Source organism: Pseudomonas sp. MYb60 (assembly GCF_002979555.1).
Classification (GTDB): Bacteria; Pseudomonadota; Gammaproteobacteria; order Pseudomonadales; family Pseudomonadaceae; genus Aquipseudomonas.
On record NZ_PCOZ01000041.1, the window covers coordinates 1 to 2,192 of the forward strand.

Consider the following 2,192-nt stretch of genomic DNA (forward strand, 5'->3'; position numbering starts at 1 on the left):
ACTTTTCCGAGAGTTGTGTCGTTAAGATCTGATAGAGCAGCGGTGCCCAAGGCAATGCACCGGGCATGGACGACTTATGGGAGGGCTGGAGTAACGGCTTGCCCCGCGCTGAAGATGCTGGTGGACATTGCCCGCGCCGAGCGGCAAGTGGAGTTGGAATGGTATTTGGTGGAAGCCGGGGCCTTGCGCCGTGCCGCTATGTAGCGAACAACCCGGCGCAGTATTGCCGCGGGTAGGTGAAGCAGTACGTGCCGACGAGTGCGTTCAGGGATAACCCGGAGCGCAGTGAAGTGACGGCGAGTGGGTTGGGGGGGCGCATGTGGCACGGTGGTTGGGAGATCGGCAGGGGTGCCGGTTAATGCCGTGACGTTCGATTGCGTACGTTCATTGAATGGTCGAAAAAACGGGCCTCTTGTGAGGCCCATTCTGGGTTACCTGTACTCCACCAATATGGCCGCAACGACTCCCCAGGCTAGGGCTGTGAAAGCCATTGTAATAATGGCTTTGAAATGACGTTTCAGGTGAGGCGGAAAATTCTCTAGATCGGTTGGATCGAGTTGTCCACTAATGAGTGAAGCCCTTGGCCATACCACCATTCCGGCGATTTTTGACATTTCCAACAGGGACCAAATCAAGCCACGGTTGCCCAGGAATGGGCCCCATAAGTAGATGAAACGGCTGTTTTTCAAGGCTTCTTTTATGGCTTCCAGGTGGCGGTGGGTGACGTATAGGCTGTATGCAATGCCTATGGCGGATAGCAAGCCTGGGGCCCCCAGAAAAGCTATCGCAACCCAAGGATGCCAAGTGTCGATACTGGTCATGGTGTTTAACCTCGTATAATTTTTCGCCGATGTATTCACCAGCGTTTCCACCCAATGTTGTGCCTACCCATGCGCCGAATACCCCGGGATCTGCCCCGGCCCACCAATTTTTTTCCAATGATGTACCCTGCTTTTAGTGGGAGTTCCGAGTGCTGTTGTCAACGTAGGGTGATCCTTCATCAAACTACTTAATCTTCAGCAGCACGACGACGACGGTTAGCCAAACGCCGGTAACAATTACCATCGCGAAGTCGAGTTTGAGCAGGCGTTGGAGGTAAGGAGGGAAGTTTTTATGATCGACAGTATCGAGATCGCCGATGCGGATGTGTGTCTGCGGCATCATTATCATCCCTGTGATTTTTGTTATCTCAAACAGTGACCAAATCAAACCCCGTTTTCCCAGACTCGTACCCCAAATATAAATATAACGGCTGTTCTTTAACGCCTCTTTCAAGGCCTCCAGGTGATAGCGACTCAAGTACAAGCTGTATGCAATATTCACAAGCGCGAGCAGGCTCCAGCCACCAAGAGCAATGATCGCAACCCAAGGGGACCAAGTGTCAATACTGGTCATAGGTGAGCAACTTCGTACAATTTCTCTCCGATCGCTTCACCTGCTTTTTCTCCGCCCGTCGTGCCCACCCATGCGCCGGTCCCTACAACTGCGGCGACGCAGATAACACCTCCAATTCCTGTTGTGGCGCCGAGAGCCAGGCAGATCGGGCCACTGGCAAGCAGTCCTGCTCTTCCACCCCAAATACCACCAGCAGTGGATAAGCCGAACTTCCCCCCTTCAGTAAACTTGACTTTCACACAAGCTGCCCCCGAATCCTCATTGCACACTTGCTGAATAGCCAGTAACGAAGATATACCGCCAATGCCAATCCCAATATATCCACCCGCCTTCATGTACTTGGCTGCTCGACTGACTGCCTCCACATGCGCCGAATACCCCGGAATCTGCCCCGGCCCTCCGGCCTTGTCCCAGTGATGCACCAAACTTCGGCTGGAAATACCCAGCGCTGTTTTCAACTTGGGGTGATCACCCAACGTCGTCTGCCCGCGCAGACGAGTGGAGTTCAGCAGGTGTGCGTCCAACTGAGCGAGCAAACGCTTGCGATCAGCGAAAAACTGCGGTGATTTGAGGTGGCCGTGCTGGCGATAGCTTTCCTGATGCAAGCGTTCGATGGCTTGGAGTGTGTCGCGAAGATTGGACAGGTGCTTCTCCATCACCACCGCACTGACACCCAGCCAGGTCGAGGTATGGCCGATGAAGCTGGCAATTTCGGCACCGTGACGATGCACGAAGTCAGCTTCATCCGGGGTAAGGGGATCAAGAGCGTCGTCAACCTGTTGAGCAGCCTGCATCAT

2 protein-coding genes and 2 pseudogenes are annotated in these 2,192 nt (G+C 54.1%); 1 reads left to right on the forward strand and 3 read right to left on the reverse strand.

What is annotated here, in order from left to right; all coding sequences use genetic code 11:
- Positions 1-191: 191 nt before the first annotated feature.
- A pseudogene (locus tag CQ041_RS26685) lies at positions 192-367 on the forward strand (amidase); the annotation flags it as partial.
- 64 nt (positions 368-431) lie between these two features.
- Here CQ041_RS26685 and CQ041_RS26065 read toward each other — a convergent pair.
- The 3 genes and pseudogenes from CQ041_RS26065 to CQ041_RS26445 form a co-directional block, all read right to left on the reverse strand.
- Positions 432-821 (reverse strand): hypothetical protein, encoded by a 390-nt coding sequence (locus CQ041_RS26065; protein ID WP_105525257.1) that lies wholly within the window; start codon positions 819-821, stop codon positions 432-434.
- Between the two features lie 184 nt (positions 822-1,005).
- Positions 1,006-1,395, reverse strand: a complete 390-nt coding sequence (locus CQ041_RS26070; protein WP_105525258.1) for a hypothetical protein — start codon at positions 1,393-1,395, stop codon at positions 1,006-1,008.
- Positions 1,392-2,192: pseudogene (locus tag CQ041_RS26445) on the reverse strand (PAAR domain-containing protein); the annotation flags it as partial. The pseudogene CQ041_RS26445 and the gene CQ041_RS26070, both read right to left, overlap by 4 nt.

What these genes read in the sequence shown, in the direction of transcription:
- CQ041_RS26065 (WP_105525257.1), bottom strand. Translation starts at nt 821, where the DNA reads ATGACCAGTATCGACACTTGGCATCCTTGGGTTGCGATAGCTTTTCTG.
- CQ041_RS26070 (WP_105525258.1), bottom strand. Translation starts at nt 1,395, where the DNA reads ATGACCAGTATTGACACTTGGTCCCCTTGGGTTGCGATCATTGCTCTT.